The following is a 16183-nucleotide window of genomic DNA, read 5'->3' as shown; positions in this document are numbered from 1 at the left end:
AACCAGTCAAAACATTCAGAGAATGACGGCATCCAATGTTTTCGGATGCTCGGTGACAGCTTCCCAGCCATCCTCGTTAATGATGAAACTGTCGCCCACCTGTGCGCGGAACGTATCCACTGATACCGATCCATCGACGGCAAATACCATGCCAGGCTGCAAGACGGTCTTGTCGCCCGTAACTAGCTGCGGTTTCTCCAAATAGCTAAATCCGGTCGCACGGCCACATCGGAACGGATATTCATAGCCTGCGGCCTGAATGACTTCGGCATAGGCGGCATGTACGCTTTCGGCGGTCACGCCAGGACGCAACGCATCTAACGCAGCCGCTTGACTGGCCACAGCAACCTCGTAGACGCTCTCTTGCCGCTTATCCATTACTTCGCCGATCCAGAATGTGCGGTCGAACCCCAGTTTGAAACGGTGAAAATTGGTCATCCCGCAGAAACACAGAAACACCGGCTCGCCCCGTTTCATGATCCGGGTGGTCGCGCGGTGATGCGTTTTGGTGATGGTGTCGCCCGAGGCCATGATCTGCAGAAAATGAGTGTTCGGGGACATATCCGCATCATCGTAATGCGCAGCTAGCAGGTCCGCGGCTTTTCGTGTTCCCGCCTGAGACGTCGCCAAGGCGACTTCATATTCCGGCACCCCGTGCCCGATGGCACTGCGCCCGGCTTCCATCATCGCCATAGCCACCTGACCAGCATAGCGGGCAAGCTTGAGTTCTTCGGCGGACTTAATCATGCGCATTTCAGCAAGTATTGGCGTGACGCTAACCATCCGCTGCGCAGGAACAATCGTATCCATATAGGCACGAACAATCGGTGGCATATGATCGGGTTCAACCCCGACACTTTGTGCACCCTTTACTGCGGCAGGAAGCTCGGCCCGCCACTCATCACCCATGCCATCGTTCCACGCAGCGATGCGATCAACCTTGGCCGCCGAAATGGCCGCGTTCAGATCGATCGTGGGTGTGATCAACAGACTTTCGCCGCTGCGGTGCACGACCAGTATCGTAGGTCTGCCGAACTCCATATGGAGGAAGTCATAATACCCGGTCAAATAATAGACGTTGTCATCGTCGGTGATGAGAGCAACGTCTATTCCGGCCTCAGACATATGATCCTGAAACTCTTGCATCCTCGTGGCAAACATCAACAGCTTCTCTCCTGAGGTAGCAAATCGGGTATTTTACAACTTGTTGAGCTGCGGAAAATCACCCCTGTCCTTCAACCAGCGCCTTGAGGTTGGTCAGACCCCGCTCATAGTCTCCGCCGACCCAGTTATCCATCATCAGACCCATCCAACGCGACATCGGGTTCATGCCAAGATCGGATTCGAACCCCCAGGTCACCTGTGTCTGTTCTCCCTCGGGCGTCAGATCGAAGGATGCCGTCGCTTGCCCCATCGGGCCGAAATCCAGCGCCGTCTTAACCGTCTGGTCCGGCACGCTTTCGACGATTTCTTGCGAGCCGGTGCCCACCTGCGGGTGGTCTGATGCCCAGTTCAGAGTGTTGCCGACGCCCGCCTCAGGTCCGCTATAGGACAGTTGCGTTTCAGGATCACGCGACAGCCAGGGCGACCATTTTTCGGTTTCCTGCATCGAGTTCACGTAAGGAAAGATCGCGCTGGCAGGTGCGTCGATCGTGATGCTGCGGGACACTTCCGCCTTACTGGGCAGCAGATAGGACACGCCGACAAGAACCAGAATGAGAACAAGCAGAGTGACGAGAATACGTTTAATGAATCGCATGACGCGCTCCTGATCGAAAAGATGTGGTTTTGATCATAACAAAAAATGGCGCGAAATCAGAGACCTGATCCGCGCCATTCGAATTCTTCAGATGTCAGCTCGCTTAGACGACCACGAATTTCTTCTCTGCCGGGTCATAGCATTGCAGCCCACCTTCCCCGATGTCGGTCCACAGCCCATGCAGGCTGAGCGAGCCATCCTCAACCGCAGAGGACACAAACGGGAAGGTCATCAGGTTTTCCAGCGAGGCCACAACCGCCTGCCGTTCAAACTGTCGCGCCTGTTCGACGCTGTCCTCGACATCGGCGACCAGATCGTATTTCGGTTTAAGGATATCCATCCAGCGGCCAACAAAGCTTTCTTTTGCTTCCAGTTGCGGCGCCTTGCCCTTGCACATGTCGATGCAGCCCTGAACGCCACCGCATTGCGAATGGCCCAGCACGATCAGATGCGCCACTTTCAGCGCCGTTACCGCGTACTCAATGGCAGCACTTGTGCCGTGGTGATCCCCATCGGGGGCGTATGGCGGTACAAGGTTGGCAATGTTGCGGTGAATGAAAAACTCGCCCTGGTCAGCACCAAAGATCGATGTCACGTGAACCCGGCTGTCACAGCACGAAATCACCATCGCACGCGGACGCTGTCCTTCGGTGGCCAGACGGCGATACCAGACCTGGTTTTCCGAATAGGTGGTGGCTTTCCATCCGTGGTACCGCTTGACCAGATAGGTCGGCAGAGGTTTGGCTAAGTCCATTCTCATGTCCCTGTTCTTGTCTCTGTCGGCTGCTGTAACCTGAATTCGCAAAAAATTCGAGCCATTTTCCAGCATCGACGCAAGGATTTGCAAAGGTTTCTACCGCCAAAGTCCAGCTATGCCGTGGGGGCGTAGAGAATTGGGGTAGATGTGGTGGATAAAATAGTCACGCTTGAACAAAAGGAAACGGTTCGACTGGATTTGGACCGTCTGAACGGGTTGTACCGGCAACTGGGTGACAAGAACGCTCTGGATGTTCTGTGTCGCACGGTCGAGGAACTGGCCGTGCGCCTGTCGAACTGTGAACGGTATTGGCGTCAACGCGACTGGGCCGGGCTGCGCAAATGCGCGCGGTCTCTGGTGGCAATAGCCGAACAAATCGGCATGACCGCACTGGCCCGTGTCGCTGGTGACGTGGCGCAAAACGTCGATGCCGGGGATGCGGTCGCAACCGGGGCTACGCTGTCCCGCCTGATCCGGGTCGGTGAGAAATCGCTGACAGTGATCTGGGATCAGCAGGATCTTTCCGTCTGACGGGGCTTGCGGACGGAGTGTGGGCGGATAGGCTGGGCACAACCCGAACCAGTCGAGATACCCATGACCCTGTCCTTCGCTTCACCTTCAGAGCCTTCCGTGCCGCTGCATGTCATTGCGCAACCTGATCTGGACGATTGGCTGAAAGACCAGCCAAACAGCGTTACGTCCTGGGTCGAGGCCAGCGGGTTCACCGGGGCCCTGGGACAGGCGCTGCTGATCCCGCAATCGGATGGCACACCGGAAATGGCCTTGGCTGGTTACGGAAAAAGCAACGGCCGCGCGCGCAAACGATTCCCACTGGCCGCGGCGGCCGAAGCCTTGCGGAAAGGATCCTATCACATTGCGTCCGGCGTACCCGCTGATGCGTTAAGTTCGGAATGCCTGGGCTGGCTGCTGACCGGATATGCCTTTGACCGCTATGCCAACCAATCTCCTGCCAAGGCGCGACTCGTTGCTCCGGAAGATATCGATGCCACGCGGATTGAAGCGCTGGCCAATGCCGAGGCGCTGACCCGCGATCTGGTCAACACACCGACCTCCGACATGGGACCAGATCAGCTGCAGGCCGCAGCCGAAGATTTGGCGCAGGAATTCGGCGCGACGTGCAAAACGGTTCATGGTGACGCTCTGCTGGATCAGAATTTCCCGATGATCCACACGGTCGGCCGGGCAGCCGCACAAGCTCCACGCCTGATCGAGATGAACTGGGGCAAAACCGGACCCAAACTGACACTGGTCGGCAAAGGTGTGTGCTTTGACACCGGCGGGTTGAACCTGAAACCCGGGAATTCGATGTCCCTGATGAAAAAGGACATGGGCGGCGCGGCCAATGTGCTGGGACTGGCACGGATGATCATGGCCCTGAACCTGCCTGTCCAACTGCGTGTGTTGATCCCGGCAGTCGAAAACTCGGTTGCCGGCAATGCCTTCCGGCCGGGGGATATCCTGACTTCCCGAAAGGGTTTGACGGTCGAGATTAACAACACCGACGCCGAAGGACGGCTGGTTCTGGCCGATGCCTTGGCGCTTGCGGATGAAGGTGATCCGGACATGATCATCTCGATGGCGACGCTGACCGGAGCCGCGCGAGTGGCCGTTGGTCCCGATCTGGCGCCTTTCTACACCGATGACGACCAAGCGGCCGAGGCGCTGGCACGAGCGGGTAAGAATGCCGCCGACCCGGTCTGGCGGATGCCCTTTCACGAACCCTACGAGGCGATGATTGAACCCGGCATCGCTGATCTGGACAATGCACCTCCGGGAGGGTTCGCGGGATCAATCACTGCTGCGCTGTTCCTGCGTCGTTTCGTCGGGGAAAGCCGCTATATGCATTTCGACATTTATTCCTGGCAGCCCAACAAGGCCCCCGGACGCAGTAAGGGGGGGCTGGGTCAAGGGCCGCGCGCCTTGCTGACCGCGCTGCCTGAGATCCTGGGCCTATGACCCGCAAGCGCATCATAAAGCCGGTTGTCGATCTGCTGCGCAATCCCGACGGCCCTCGGGACCGGCAGCTATTGTTTGGCGATGAGGTCGATGTTTTCGAAACCTCCGACGGGTGGGCCCGGGTTACCGCAAAAAAGGATGGCTATCCCGGTTGGGTTTCTTCCGATCAACTTGGGCCTGAAACAGCCGGGACCCACTGGGTTACAGCGCCAGCAACACATGCCTATGAGCAGCCGGACATGAAAAGCCCCGACCGGGCAACTCTGAGTTTCGGCAGCAAACTGAACGTGCTGTCGGAACATGGGAAGTTTCTTGAGACGGAACTGGGGTTCATTCCTGCGATTCACGCCAAGCTCAGCGAAACACGGCTAACCGATCCGGTTGCCGTGGCCGAACTGTTTCTGGGCACGCCGTACCTGTGGGGCGGCAACAGTCGCTTCGGTATTGATTGCTCCGGGCTGGTTCAGGCCGGTTTGCTGGCCTGCGGCACTCCCTGCCCCGGTGATAGTGGGGATCAGGAGCGCGAATTGGGCAAGCCGTTACCCGCCGGGACAGAGCCAAAGCGGGGGGATCTGCTGTTCTGGAAGGGCCACGTGGCCTGGATCTATGGCGAAAATATGCTGCTACATGCCAACGCCTACCACATGGATGTGACATTCGAGCCGATGGATCAAGCAATCACACGGATTCTGGAGCAGGGCGACGGGCCAGTTACATCCCACAAAAGGCTCTAATCAAGGTCAACAGACCGGATCAGTTTTCGCTCCAACACGCGCAACACCGTGCGCAGGTCATGGCCCCGCTTCAGGATGCGCCCATCCATGCCAACCACCGAGTACATTCCCTGTTTTGACCGCAGCCGGGGGTGTTTTTCGACCCGGTAAATCGGATGCTCTGCCGTGCGCCGAAATATGGAAAACACTGCGATGTCACGCAGGTTGGAAATGCCGTAGTCGCGCCATTCTCCGGCGGCTACCATCTTGCCGTAGACGGACAGAATATGTGACATCTCGCGCCGGTCGAACGCGACGGGCATCTGGGCCGAGTTTGCAGAAAACCGGCTGGGAGGCTGCATGTTCATACCCTCAGCCTTGCCGGAAAACGCGTTTGAATCAAGCCCGATGCCAATAGGTGTGGTATTTTTGGACCGCTGTGTCCTAGCGCCGACCAACTTGCCGGCAGATCAAAATCACCGGTAAAAGCCCGACTGCCAGGATCACAAGCGACGGCACCGCCGCCCCCTCCAACCGCTCGTCCGAGGCCAGACGATAGGCTTGCACCGCAAGCGTATCAAAGTTGAAAGGGCGCATAATCAGGGTTGCGGGCAGCTCTTTCATCACGTCGACAAACACGATCAACAAGGCCGTCAGCAATGAAGGTGTCAGGATCGGCAAATGCACACGGCGTAAGGTGCCCAATGGCGATTGGCCCAAAGACCGGGAAGCGGCATCCATATTGGCATGCACTGTACTCTGCCCGCCTTCATATGCGCTGAGCGCCGCTGCCAGAAAGCGCACCATATAGGCCGCCACCAACAGCCAGATCGAACCCGTCACCAACAGTCCTGTCGAGATGTCGAATGTCTGACGCATCCACGAATCCAGCGCGTTGTCGAATCTGGCAAAAGGCACCATCAAACCAACGGCGATCACTCCGCCGGGCACCGCATAACCCAACCGCGCCAGATAACCTGTGGTCGATGATCCTCGACCCGGGCGAAGACGCTGAAAGAAGCCGATACAGATCGCGGCGCAGACTGTTACCACGGCGGCCACGCCTGCAAGTGTCAGTGAGTTTTGAATGAACCCGATGTAGCGCCGTGATAGCAGGTTTTGTTCCGAAGTCAGGCCCATCTGGATCAGGATGAACACCGGCAGCAAAAAACCCAGCACAACTGGAATTGCACATAGTGTTATTGCTGCCGCAGATTGCCAGCCCTTAAGCTGCGCCGAAGGCAGGGATGCATGGCTTTTGCCCGCCTGATAGTACTTTGCCTTGCCGCGCTGCATCCGTTCCGCCACAGCCATGACCAGCGCGAAACCCAACAGGCACAGGGCCAACTGCGCAGCGGCGGCGCGGTCCCCGATCGAGAACCAGCTTGTGTAAATACCCGTGGCGAAGGTCTGAACGCCGAAATAGGCGACCGTGCCGAAATCAGCGATGGTTTCCATAATGGCCAGCAAAACACCCCCGGCAATCGCCGGGCGGGCCATCGGCAAAGACACGTGCCAGAACGCCAGCCACGGGCTTTTACCCAGCGCGCGGGCGGCGAGAAAGGCGGTGGCGCTTTGCTGCAGAAACGCCGCGCGCGCCAGCAAATAGACATAAGGATAAAGCACCAGGATCAGCATCACCGCCGCGCCCTCGGTCGAGCGGATTTCGGGGAACCAATAGTCGCGCGGCCCCCACCCCGTCACATCGCGCAGCGTGGTCTGCACGATACCGGGATGATCCAGAATGAAGGTATAGGCATAGGCCAGAACATAAGCCGGGAAGGCCAGCGGCAAGACCAGCGCGATCTCAAGAAAGCGCACGCCCGGAAAGCGCGTCATCGTCACCAGCCAAGCCGCGCCGACCCCGATCGAGAACGTGCCCGCGGCCACCAGAACGACGAGGATCACGGTCGTCAGCGCATAACCAGGCAGAACCGTCTCGACCAAATGCGAGACTGTATCCGTACCGCCCGTCACCGCAGCCAGAACAACTGCAACCATCGGCAACAGGCAAGCCGCCGCCACCAGATAGGCCACAGATGCCACCAACCGGGTGCCTAGCGCACCGCGATTGCGCGTTCCGTGTTCTGAATAGTCGATTTCGGCCATGGATCCGGGTTGTGACTGCCGTTGGCTATTGATCAGCCTTTAATCGACCAAAATGCTAAGAAACACCAGTGTGGGGGCGCACAAATCTGCGGCACATACTGCCGCAGACATGCGATCCGATCACTCGTAGACGCGCTGATCCTCGATCACCAGCCCGTCCTTAGGTAGCGATCCGGGGGCCACAACCTCGATCGCGCCCTTCAGTTTCAGTACCTCGACCACGGTTCTGGCATAGGTCACGTCGTCACCGCCCGGGCTTTCGATCTGAACGGTCATCGTATCCATCTCACCCTGTCGGGCGGCAATGACACGGGCTTTGACGATTTCCTCGTGCTTGTCGACCAGCGCCGCCACCTGTTCGGGCCGCACAAACATGCCCTTGATCTTAGTGGTCTGGTCCGCGCGCCCCATCCAGCCTTTGATCCGCAGATTGGTCCGCCCGCAAGGCGACACGCCCGGCATGATCGCCGACAGGTCACCGGTGGCAAATCGGATCAGCGGGTAATCAGGATTCAGAGAGGTTACCACAACCTCACCCACGTCACCGGGCGCCACCGGTGTTCCAGTGCCCGGGGTAACAATCTCGACGATGACATGTTCGTCGATGATCATCCCCTCCATCGCGGGGCTTTCATAGGCGATGTTGCCAAGATCAGCCGTGGCATAGCATTGCAGGCAGGAAATGCCGCGGTCGGCGTAGTCCTGACGCAACGAGGGGAACAGCGCCCCGCCGCCAACAGCGGCCTTAGAGATATTCAGGGCCACGCCCATCTCGTCCGCCTTGTCCAGAATGACTTTCAGATAGTCGGGCGTGCCCGCATAAGCCGTGCATTCAACATCGCGCGCTGCTGTCACCTGCAGTTCCGTCTGTCCGGTCCCAGCTGGCAGTACAGCCGCGCCAACTGCACGGGCACCGTTTTCAAAGATCATCCCTGCTGGCGTCAGGTGATACCCGAAACAGTTTTGAACGATATCTCCGGGGCCTACGCCTGCCGCATGCAGGAACCGTCCCATGCGCCACCAGTCATGATCCGTGCTGCCGGGTTCGTATATTGGGCCGGGCGACTGGAACACATGATGAAAATGCCGCGCGGGTTTGACGGTGAACCCGCCGAATGGCGGGCGTGACGCTTGCGCCGCTGCCAGATCGGACTTCCGCAATACCGGCAATTTGACCAGATCTTCGGCAGAGTTAACAGCACCAGTGTCCGCATCAGCCAGATGCGCTGCAAAGCCGGGGGCCGACAAGGCTCGGGTCATCTGAGTGCGCAGCGCCTGGGCGTGATCGGCGGCACGTTCGTCGGCTGATCGGGTTTCGAGAGCGTCGTAATAGGTCATCGCCAGATCCTCCATTCCCTTACAGCCACCTCTTGCGGCGGCGGTAAGATCGCACGTCGCGGAAGCTTTTGCGGCCTTCGTCGGACATGCCCAGATAGAATTCTTTCACATCCGGATTTTCGCGCAGATCAGCGGCGGGACCGTCCATCACGACACGCCCGGATTCAAGGATATAGCCGTAATGCGCAAACCTTAGAGCCACATTGGTGTTCTGTTCGGCCAGCAGGAAAGATACACCCTCTTTCTCGTTCAGGTCCTTCACGATGCCGAAAATCTCTTCGACCAGCTGAGGCGCCAAACCCATCGAGGGTTCGTCCAGCAGGATCGTCTCGGGTCGCGACATAAGGGCCCGACCCATCGCAACCATCTGTTGCTCACCACCCGAAGTATAGCCTGCCTGCGACCGGCGGCGTTCCTTGAGGCGGGGGAAATACGTGTAGACCAGTTCAAGGTCCTGCTGGATCGCGGCTTTGCCATCCTTGCGGGTATAGGCGCCCGTCAGCAGATTTTCCTCAACAGTCAGGTGTTCGAAACAATGGCGGCCTTCCATCACCTGGATGACGCCTTTTTCCACCAGATCGGCGGGGTCACTTTCATGCACGCTGGTGCCGCGATATTCGATCGTCCCTTTGGTGACCTCACCGCGTTCCGAATGCAGCAGGTTCGACACCGCCTTGAGAGTTGTCGTCTTACCCGCCCCGTTGCCGCCCAGCAGGGCCGTGATACCACCCTTGGGTACGGTCAGGCTGACGCCTTTCAGGACGAGGATCACGTGATTGTAGATCACCTCGATATTGTTGACCTCAAGCAGGGTTTCCGCCTTTACGTCAGTGGTTTGAGCCGCATCCAGCATCTGCGCGTGTCCTTAAGCGAGTGTGGGCTTCGGGGCGGCGGTCTGCCGCCGCCCCGTTAGTTCAAAGCGCCGTATCAGCAGCGCCCTTCAATGTTGTTTTCCGCGGCATATGCTGCGGAGTCTTCGTCGATCAGCGCACCGATCACGTCGCCATCAGTTGGCTTGAAGTCCGAGATCAGCGTCCAGGTTTTGTTCGCTGCGTCCCACTGGGTCACACCAACCAGGGCGTCACCGCCGTGGTTTTCACACGAGACCGAGAAGGTCGGACCAAAGTTCGCCAGGCCGAGTTCGGCCATTTTCTCTTCGGTCATCTCCAGCGCTTCCATGCCGGCGCGCATCTCGGACGGGGTGATTTCCGCATTGCCCGAGATTTCCTGTGCCTTCTTGATGGCCTCGGCGGCAAGAACGGCCGCATAGAGACCTCGGTTGTACAGAACTGTACCGACCTGATCGCCCGCGCCAGCGGCCTTGCCCGCATCGACAACGTGCTTCTGCAGATCCTCAAAGACCGGGAAATCCGTGCCTACGTTGTGGAAAGTCAGTGCCTTGTAGCCATTGGCGGCTTCGCCCGCTGGCAACACATCGTTTTCAGAACCGGACCACCAGATACCGATAAAGTTTTCCATCGGGAACCGGATGTTGGCGGCCTCTTGCACGGCAACCTGGTTCATGACCCCCCAGCCCCACATCAGCACATAGTCGGGACGATCACGACGGATTTGCAGCCATTGTGACTTCTGTTCCTGACCTGGATGATCGACCGGCAGCGCGACCAGCTCAAAGCCGTGCTTCTTGGACAGCTCTTCAAGTGTGCGGATCGGTTCCTTGCCGTAGGCCGAGTTGTGGTAGACCAGCGCGATTTTCTTGCCGCTCAGATCGCCACCGTTTTCCTCGAGCAGATAGTTTATCGCGCCCGAGGCTCCGTCCCAATAGTTGGCCGGATAGTTGAAGGTGTGGCTGAACACATCGCCATTCTTGGCCGAGGTCCGGCCATATCCCATCGTGTGCAGCGGAATGTCATCCGCAGTAACTTTCGGGATCAGCTGATAGGTGATGCCTGTCGACAGTGGCTGATACACCAAAGCGCCTTCGCCCTTGGTGGCTTCATAGCATTCAACGCCTTTTTCGGTGTTGTAGCCGGTTTCGCATTCGACCATCCGGATCGGAACACCACCGATGCCGCCATCGCGTTCATTCAGCAGCGTGAAATAGTCGTTATAGCCATCCGAGAACGGAATGCCGCCAGCGGCGTAAGGCCCGGTGCGATAGCTCAGATCGGGGATTACGAGATCCGCCAAAGCCGGACCTGCGGCCATCAGGGCGCTCAGCGCCACGGTTGCCAGTTTCAATTTCATCGGGTGTCTCCTCCCTTGGTTAGTCCGATGTTGCGTTCAGGCTTGTGCCGCCCGTTTTTTCATTGGGCCGATCCCTTAGTGCGGGAACGGCCATAGTCTCAGTTTCTCTTTCGCCACGCGCCACAGCTGCGCCAGCCCGTGCGGTTCGAGGATCAGGAACATGATGATGAGCGCGCCCACGATCACCAACTGCAGATGCGCCACGATATCCGTGGGCCAGCCTAGAACGTCGACGCCCACCACTTTCAGGACCACCGGCAGCAAAACAAGGAAAGCAGCACCGGCGAACGATCCGAAAATAGACCCTAACCCGCCGATAATGATCATGAACAACACCAGAAACGATTTCTGGATGCCGAAGACTTCGCCGACCTCGACCGCGCCCAGATAGACTGCAAAGAACAGCGCTCCTGCGATGCCGATGAAGAACGAGCTGACAGCAAAGGCGCTCATCTTGGCCTTCAGCGGGTTCACCCCGATGATCTCGGCCGCGATGTCCATGTCACGGATCGCCATCCATGTCCGGCCCGTCGTGCCGCGCGTCAGGTTGCGCGCGATCAGGGCGCTGACGGCCAGGAAAATCAGGCAGAACATATAGGTGGCCCAAGCAGGGGCATTTGGGCCGGTGATGATGATGCCAAACACATCCCGTTCCGGTGCGTTGATCTGACCCGAGGCAGAATAGTTGTAGAACCACGGCACCCGGTTGAAGAGCCACACAAGGAAGAACTGTGCCGCTAACGTGGCCACCGCCAGATAGAACCCCTTGATACGAAGGCTGGGCAAGCCAAACAGCACGCCCACTATGGCTGTAATGCCGCCCGCCAGAATGACATGGATGAACATGCTGACATCCGGGAAAGAGGTCATCAGTTTGTAACAGGCATAGGCACCCACGGCCATGAAACCACCAGTACCCAAGGATACCTGCCCGCAATACCCCACAAGGATGTTCAGCCCGATCGCCGCAATCGCATAGATTAGAAAGGGCAGCAGCAGCGCATTGGCCCAGTAGTCATTGATCACGAAGGGAATGATCCCGAAGGCCACCGCCAGCACGACATAATACCGATACCGGTCGAACTTGATCGGAAAGGTCTGGCTGTCATCTGTGTAGGAGGTTTTGAAATCCCCGGCCTCACGATAAAACATGTCTTACTTTCCCCATTCTTCCTGCGCCCGGTTGCGGGCCTCGGCGTCCAGTTGTTTGGAGCCTTTTGCATATCCGCTCGCCTCTGAGGCGCGCACCAGTTTCATGTAGGCCAGGATCCCCATGACCAGCCCGGCAAACGCCAGGATCGCTGCAATCACCAGTTGGCCTTCCGTCAGATCGTCTGAGGTCAGGGCGATATAGCCAAACGCCCAGAAGCCGGCCCACGCGATGATGTTGATGACAGCGATCAGCTTGGTCATTCGGCTATACCCTCTCGATGATCTTCTCACCGAACAGGCCCTGCGGCCGGAACACGAGGAAGATCAGCGCCAGAACATAGGCGAACCAGTTCTCGGTCGCGCCGCCGACCAGCGGGCCGATGGCAAACTCGAACAGTTTCTCACCCACACCGATGATCAGGCCACCAACGATGGCGCCGGGGATCGAGGTGAACCCGCCCAGCATCAGCACCGGCAGCGCCTTGAGTGCGATCAGCGACAGCGAGAACTGAACGCCCGACTTGGTGCCCCACATGATGCCAGCGACCAATGCCACGAACCCGGCCACCGACCACACCATGATCCAGATAAAGTTCAGTGAAATCCCCACCGACAGCGCGGCCTGATGGTCATCCGCCACCGCGCGCATGGCCCGGCCCTGCTTGGTATATTGGCTGAACGCGACCAGCGCGGTTACTAGCAGCGCGGCAATCACCGTCGCCACAATGTCCAGATTGTCGATAAAGAAGCCGTAGCCGAAGATGTTGAACGTGGTCTCATCGATCCACAGGTTGATGCCCTGCGGCAGGCCCACATCCAACGCCTTGATCTCGGACCCCCACATCAGGTCGGCCACACCCTCAAGGAAGTAGGCCAGACCAATGGTGGCCATGAACAGGATGATCGGCTCCTGCCCGACCAGATGCCGCATGACAAAACGCTGAACCGCCCAGGCCAGCAAAACCATGACCGCCATCGTCATGATAATCGCCACAAACGCAGGCACGTTCCACCCGAACTTGTGGATATGCGTCCCGAAGGTCGCGTTGATCAGATGGGCAAACGGCACTTGTCCATTCATGATGCCCACCAGCGTCATGGCGGCGAACAGCGCCATAACCCCTTGGGCATAGTTGAAAATTCCGGACGCCTTGTAGATCAGCACAAAGCCCAAAGCGACCAGAGCGTAAAGAACCCCGGCCATCAGACCGTTGAGGATGACCTCCATCGCAAAAATCAGCTGATCAGGCATGTATGCCTCCCCTCATGTCTGTCAGTTGCTTAGTCATGGCTCACCCCCAGATAGGCGTCGATGACTTCCTGATTGCTGCGCACCTCGTCAGGCGTACCGTCGCCGATCTTGCGGCCATAATCCATCACGACCACCCGGTCGCTCAGGTCCATCACCACGCCCATGTCATGTTCGATCAGTGCAATGGTGGTGCCGAACTCGTCATTCACGTCGAGGATAAAGCGGCTCATGTCCTCTTTCTCTTCGACATTCATCCCGGCCATCGGTTCATCCAGCAGCAGCAGCTTGGGTTCCGCCGCCAGCGCGCGGGCCAGTTCGACCCGCTTTTTCAAGCCGTATGGCAGGCGCGAGACCGGAGTTTTGCGGATGTGCTGAATCTCAAGAAAATCGATGATCTTCTCGACCGCCTCACGGTTCTCGACCTCTTCCGCCTCAGCCTTGCCCTTCCACATGGCCTGCTGAAACAGGTTTGTCTTCATATAGTTCAGCCGCCCGGTCATGACGTTGTCCAGCACGCTCATGCCCTCAAACAGGGCGATGTTCTGGAATGTCCGAGCAATGCCTTGCCGCGCAACCTCATAAGGCCGCATCGGTGGGCGTTTCGATCCATGGAACCAAACCTCACCGTCCTGAGGGACATAGAACCCGGAAATCACGTTCAGCATTGAGGATTTACCCGCCCCGTTCGGACCGATGATGGCGCGGATCTCGCCCTCACGGATATCGAACGAGATATCCTTGATCGCCACCACACCGCCAAATCGCAGGGTGATATTCTTCATCTCCATCACCACTCCGCCGATCTTGCGGCCGTCTTCGGTGACATATCCTTCGGAGCTATCCAGCATCAGTCACTCCCAGACTTGCGGAAAAACGGGACGGCGGGCGGGGCGATGACCGCAGGTCGAGCGGCGCACGACCGGCCCTCATTCCGCCGCCACCTTGTGCTGCGCGACCGGGACAACCGGCGCGTCGACAATCTCAAGCGTCGCGCTGATCGAGCCCTTGCGGCCGTCTTCATAGGTCACTTCGGTCGTGGTCGAGACACTCGAAGACCCATCATAAAGCGCATCGATGATGTCGCTGAATTTATCCTCGACAAACCCGCGGCGTACCTTCCGCGTGCGCGTCATCTCACCATCATCCGCATCCAATTCCTTGTGCAACACCACAAAGCGATGCACCTGACAGCCCGATAACATCTCATCCGCGGCCACGGATTTGTTCACCTCTTCGACATGACCACGAATTGTCTCTAACACACGTGGATTTGCCGTTAGTTCCTGGTAAGATGCGTAAGCTACATTGTTGCGTTCCGCCCAATTGCCCACCGCCGTCAGGTCAATGTTGATAAAGGCCACACAACGGTCCTTGCCGTTACCGAAAAGAACAACCTCAAGAATATCTGGGTAGAACTTTAGTTTGTTCTCAACATACTTGGGGGCAAACATCGACCCATCGGCCATTTTGCCAACATCCTTGGCCCGGTCGATGATCCGCAAATGGCCCGAGCTTTCCTCAATGAACCCGGCATCGCCTGTGGCAACCCAGCCCTCGGCATCTTTGGTCGAGGCCGTGGAATCCGGGTTGTTATAGTACTCGACAAATACACCGGGCGAGCGGTAGTGGATCTCACCACTGTCGTCGATTTTCAGCTCAACATCGGGCGCTGGAACGCCAACCGTGTCGGCGCGCACCTCACCATCCGGCTGAACGGTGATGAAAACCGTCGCTTCGGTCTGACCGTAAAGTTGTTTCAGGTTGATGCCGAGCGAGCGGTAAAAATCGAAAATCTCCGGCCCGATCGCCTCACCCGCAGTGTAACCCACGCGAAAGCGGCCATAACCCAGCGTATCCTTGAGCGGCCCATAGACCAACATATTGCCCAGCGCGTATTTCATCCGATCGCCGAAACCGACGGGCTTGCCGTCCAGCAGCAAACCACCCACCTTTTTCGCGTGCGCCATGAAGTGGTGGAACATGCGCTGCTTCAGCTTGCCGGCGTCCTCCATCCGGATCATCACATTGGTCAGCTGGGTCTCGAACACGCGCGGTGGGGCGAAGAAGTAGGTCGGCCCGATCTCGCGCAGGTCGGTCATCATCGTGTCAGCGCTTTCGGGGCAGTTCACACAAAACCCGCACCAATAGGCCTGACCGATGGAAAAGATGAAATCGCCTACCCAGGCCATCGGCAGGTAAGACAGGATGTCCTCGTTCCGGGTCAGGTGATCGAAATCGGCCGAGTTTTTGGCGCTTTCAATTACGTTGCGGTTCGACAGCACCACGCCCTTGGGTTTGCCGGTGGTGCCCGACGTATACAGCATCACACATGTATCGTCATATCCGATCCCGGTAATCCGACGGTCCAGTTCCGCGTCAAAACGCGCGTGGCCGGCGCTGCCCTCAGCCATCAAGTCTTCCAGCGCGTTCATCTGGCTGTGGTCGTATTTCCGCATCCCCCGCTTATCGGTATAGAGGATGTGTTTGACCTGATGCAGGTTCTCCTGAATCTCGATGACCTTGTCGACCTGCTCCTGATCACCGCAGACGACGTATTTCGCGCCACAGTGTTCCAGCACATAGGCCATCTCTTCGGCCACAGCGTCCTGATATAGCGGGACAGGAATTGCGCCCACCATCTGGGCCGCGACCATCGACCAGTAATGCGCCGGGCGGTTGCGTCCGATCACGGCGATGTGGTCGCCTTGTGCTACACCAAGTTCCAGAAATCCCAAAGCAATCGCGCGGATCTCTGCGGCTGCCTCGGCCCAGGTCCAGCATTGCCAGATTCCGAATTCCTTTTCCCGGTAGGCCGGGGCGTCCCCGAACTGGGTCGCATTGCGGTGTAGCAGCGCCGGAAGAGAGTGCATCCCTTCAGCGCCCGACTGCGTCTGAGCCAATCTCTTTCTCCTCCCCAT

General features: G+C 58.2%; 16 protein-coding genes. 3 read left to right on the top strand and 13 right to left on the bottom strand.

The genetic code is table 11. The features are described from left to right. Nucleotides 1-15: 15 nt before the first annotated feature. From GOW16_RS04715 to GOW16_RS04705, 3 genes are all read right to left on the bottom strand, one after another. On the bottom strand, nt 16-1161 hold the full coding sequence (locus GOW16_RS04715; RefSeq protein ID WP_170411046.1) for a M24 family metallopeptidase: 1146 nt from the start codon (nt 1159-1161) through the stop codon (nt 16-18). A gap of 61 nt (nt 1162-1222) precedes the next feature. Continuing rightward, nucleotides 1223-1759 carry an SRPBCC family protein gene (locus tag GOW16_RS04710; protein ID WP_170411043.1) on the bottom strand — a complete coding sequence of 179 codons (537 nt, stop codon included), beginning with the start codon at nt 1757-1759 and terminating at the stop codon, nt 1223-1225. A gap of 103 nt (nt 1760-1862) precedes the next feature. Further along, entirely contained in the window at nt 1863-2513 is a 651-nt protein-coding gene (locus GOW16_RS04705) for a carbonic anhydrase (protein ID WP_170411040.1), read from the bottom strand. 153 nt (nt 2514-2666) lie between these two features. On the opposite strand from GOW16_RS04705, the gene GOW16_RS04700 reads away from it, so the two are divergent. From GOW16_RS04700 to GOW16_RS04690, 3 genes are all read left to right on the top strand, one after another. Continuing rightward, on the top strand, nt 2667-3047 hold the full coding sequence (locus tag GOW16_RS04700; protein ID WP_438826261.1) for a hypothetical protein: 381 nt from the start codon (nt 2667-2669) through the stop codon (nt 3045-3047). A 63-nt stretch (nt 3048-3110) separates the two neighbouring features. Then, nucleotides 3111-4493, top strand: coding sequence for a leucyl aminopeptidase family protein (locus tag GOW16_RS04695; RefSeq protein ID WP_170411037.1), 1383 nt, complete (start codon nt 3111-3113; stop codon nt 4491-4493). Next, complete coding sequence (locus GOW16_RS04690; RefSeq protein ID WP_170411034.1) at nt 4490-5227, top strand: C40 family peptidase; 738 nt, start codon at nt 4490-4492, stop codon at nt 5225-5227. Before GOW16_RS04695 ends, GOW16_RS04690 begins: the two co-directional genes overlap by 4 nt. On the opposite strand, the gene GOW16_RS04685 is transcribed toward GOW16_RS04690, so the two are convergent. The 10 genes from GOW16_RS04685 to GOW16_RS04640 all read right to left on the bottom strand — a co-directional run bounded on the left by GOW16_RS04685 (nt 5224) and on the right by GOW16_RS04640 (nt 16135). Continuing rightward, nucleotides 5224-5574, bottom strand: a complete 351-nt coding sequence (locus tag GOW16_RS04685; protein WP_170411031.1) for a DUF2794 domain-containing protein — start codon at nt 5572-5574, stop codon at nt 5224-5226. The two genes, GOW16_RS04690 and GOW16_RS04685, sit on opposite strands and share 4 nt — an antisense overlap. Before the next feature lie 76 nt (nt 5575-5650). Then, the gene (locus GOW16_RS04680) at nt 5651-7315 is read right to left on the bottom strand and encodes an ABC transporter permease (RefSeq protein WP_170411028.1); all 1665 of its coding nucleotides are present in this window, start codon (nt 7313-7315) and stop codon (nt 5651-5653) included. A gap of 120 nt (nt 7316-7435) precedes the next feature. After that, nucleotides 7436-8653 carry a phenylacetate--CoA ligase family protein gene (locus tag GOW16_RS04675; protein WP_170411025.1) on the bottom strand — a complete coding sequence of 406 codons (1218 nt, stop codon included), beginning with the start codon at nt 8651-8653 and terminating at the stop codon, nt 7436-7438. A gap of 19 nt (nt 8654-8672) precedes the next feature. After that, nucleotides 8673-9506 carry an ABC transporter ATP-binding protein gene (locus GOW16_RS04670; RefSeq protein ID WP_170411022.1) on the bottom strand — a complete coding sequence of 278 codons (834 nt, stop codon included), beginning with the start codon at nt 9504-9506 and terminating at the stop codon, nt 8673-8675. 74 nt (nt 9507-9580) lie between these two features. Further along, nucleotides 9581-10861 carry an ABC transporter substrate-binding protein gene (locus GOW16_RS04665; protein WP_170411020.1) on the bottom strand — a complete coding sequence of 427 codons (1281 nt, stop codon included), beginning with the start codon at nt 10859-10861 and terminating at the stop codon, nt 9581-9583. Between the two features lie 75 nt (nt 10862-10936). Beyond that, nucleotides 10937-12013, bottom strand: a complete 1077-nt coding sequence (locus tag GOW16_RS04660; protein WP_170411018.1) for a branched-chain amino acid ABC transporter permease — start codon at nt 12011-12013, stop codon at nt 10937-10939. 3 nt (nt 12014-12016) lie between these two features. Beyond that, a complete protein-coding gene (locus tag GOW16_RS04655) occupies nt 12017-12274 on the bottom strand; it encodes a hypothetical protein (protein WP_170411015.1) in 258 nt (85 codons plus the stop codon). 4 nt (nt 12275-12278) lie between these two features. Beyond that, the gene (locus GOW16_RS04650) at nt 12279-13265 is read right to left on the bottom strand and encodes a branched-chain amino acid ABC transporter permease (protein ID WP_170411012.1); all 987 of its coding nucleotides are present in this window, start codon (nt 13263-13265) and stop codon (nt 12279-12281) included. A gap of 29 nt (nt 13266-13294) precedes the next feature. Then, nucleotides 13295-14113 carry an ABC transporter ATP-binding protein gene (locus tag GOW16_RS04645; RefSeq protein WP_170411009.1) on the bottom strand — a complete coding sequence of 273 codons (819 nt, stop codon included), beginning with the start codon at nt 14111-14113 and terminating at the stop codon, nt 13295-13297. Between the two features lie 78 nt (nt 14114-14191). Beyond that, complete coding sequence (locus GOW16_RS04640; protein ID WP_170411962.1) at nt 14192-16135, bottom strand: AMP-binding protein; 1944 nt, start codon at nt 16133-16135, stop codon at nt 14192-14194. Nucleotides 16136-16183 lie beyond the last annotated feature (48 nt).

The organism is Ruegeria atlantica, assembly GCF_013033965.1.
Taxonomy (GTDB): domain Bacteria; phylum Pseudomonadota; class Alphaproteobacteria; order Rhodobacterales; family Rhodobacteraceae; genus Ruegeria; species Ruegeria atlantica_D.
Note: the sequence above shows the minus strand (reverse complement) of the source record. Positions and strands in the feature narration are given on the sequence as shown.

What these genes read in the sequence shown, in the direction of transcription:
- GOW16_RS04715 (WP_170411046.1), bottom strand. Translation starts at nt 1,161, where the DNA reads ATGTTTGCCACGAGGATGCAAGAGTTTCAGGATCATATGTCTGAGGCC.
- GOW16_RS04710 (WP_170411043.1), bottom strand. Translation starts at nt 1,759, where the DNA reads ATGCGATTCATTAAACGTATTCTCGTCACTCTGCTTGTTCTCATTCTG.
- GOW16_RS04705 (WP_170411040.1), bottom strand. Translation starts at nt 2,513, where the DNA reads ATGGACTTAGCCAAACCTCTGCCGACCTATCTGGTCAAGCGGTACCAC.
- GOW16_RS04695 (WP_170411037.1), top strand. Translation starts at nt 3,111, where the DNA reads ATGACCCTGTCCTTCGCTTCACCTTCAGAGCCTTCCGTGCCGCTGCAT.
- GOW16_RS04690 (WP_170411034.1), top strand. Translation starts at nt 4,490, where the DNA reads ATGACCCGCAAGCGCATCATAAAGCCGGTTGTCGATCTGCTGCGCAAT.
- GOW16_RS04685 (WP_170411031.1), bottom strand. Translation starts at nt 5,574, where the DNA reads ATGAACATGCAGCCTCCCAGCCGGTTTTCTGCAAACTCGGCCCAGATG.
- GOW16_RS04680 (WP_170411028.1), bottom strand. Translation starts at nt 7,315, where the DNA reads ATGGCCGAAATCGACTATTCAGAACACGGAACGCGCAATCGCGGTGCG.
- GOW16_RS04675 (WP_170411025.1), bottom strand. Translation starts at nt 8,653, where the DNA reads ATGACCTATTACGACGCTCTCGAAACCCGATCAGCCGACGAACGTGCC.
- GOW16_RS04670 (WP_170411022.1), bottom strand. Translation starts at nt 9,506, where the DNA reads ATGCTGGATGCGGCTCAAACCACTGACGTAAAGGCGGAAACCCTGCTT.
- GOW16_RS04665 (WP_170411020.1), bottom strand. Translation starts at nt 10,861, where the DNA reads ATGAAATTGAAACTGGCAACCGTGGCGCTGAGCGCCCTGATGGCCGCA.
- GOW16_RS04660 (WP_170411018.1), bottom strand. Translation starts at nt 12,013, where the DNA reads ATGTTTTATCGTGAGGCCGGGGATTTCAAAACCTCCTACACAGATGAC.
- GOW16_RS04655 (WP_170411015.1), bottom strand. Translation starts at nt 12,274, where the DNA reads ATGACCAAGCTGATCGCTGTCATCAACATCATCGCGTGGGCCGGCTTC.
- GOW16_RS04650 (WP_170411012.1), bottom strand. Translation starts at nt 13,265, where the DNA reads ATGCCTGATCAGCTGATTTTTGCGATGGAGGTCATCCTCAACGGTCTG.
- GOW16_RS04645 (WP_170411009.1), bottom strand. Translation starts at nt 14,113, where the DNA reads ATGCTGGATAGCTCCGAAGGATATGTCACCGAAGACGGCCGCAAGATC.
- GOW16_RS04640 (WP_170411962.1), bottom strand. Translation starts at nt 16,135, where the DNA reads ATGCACTCTCTTCCGGCGCTGCTACACCGCAATGCGACCCAGTTCGGG.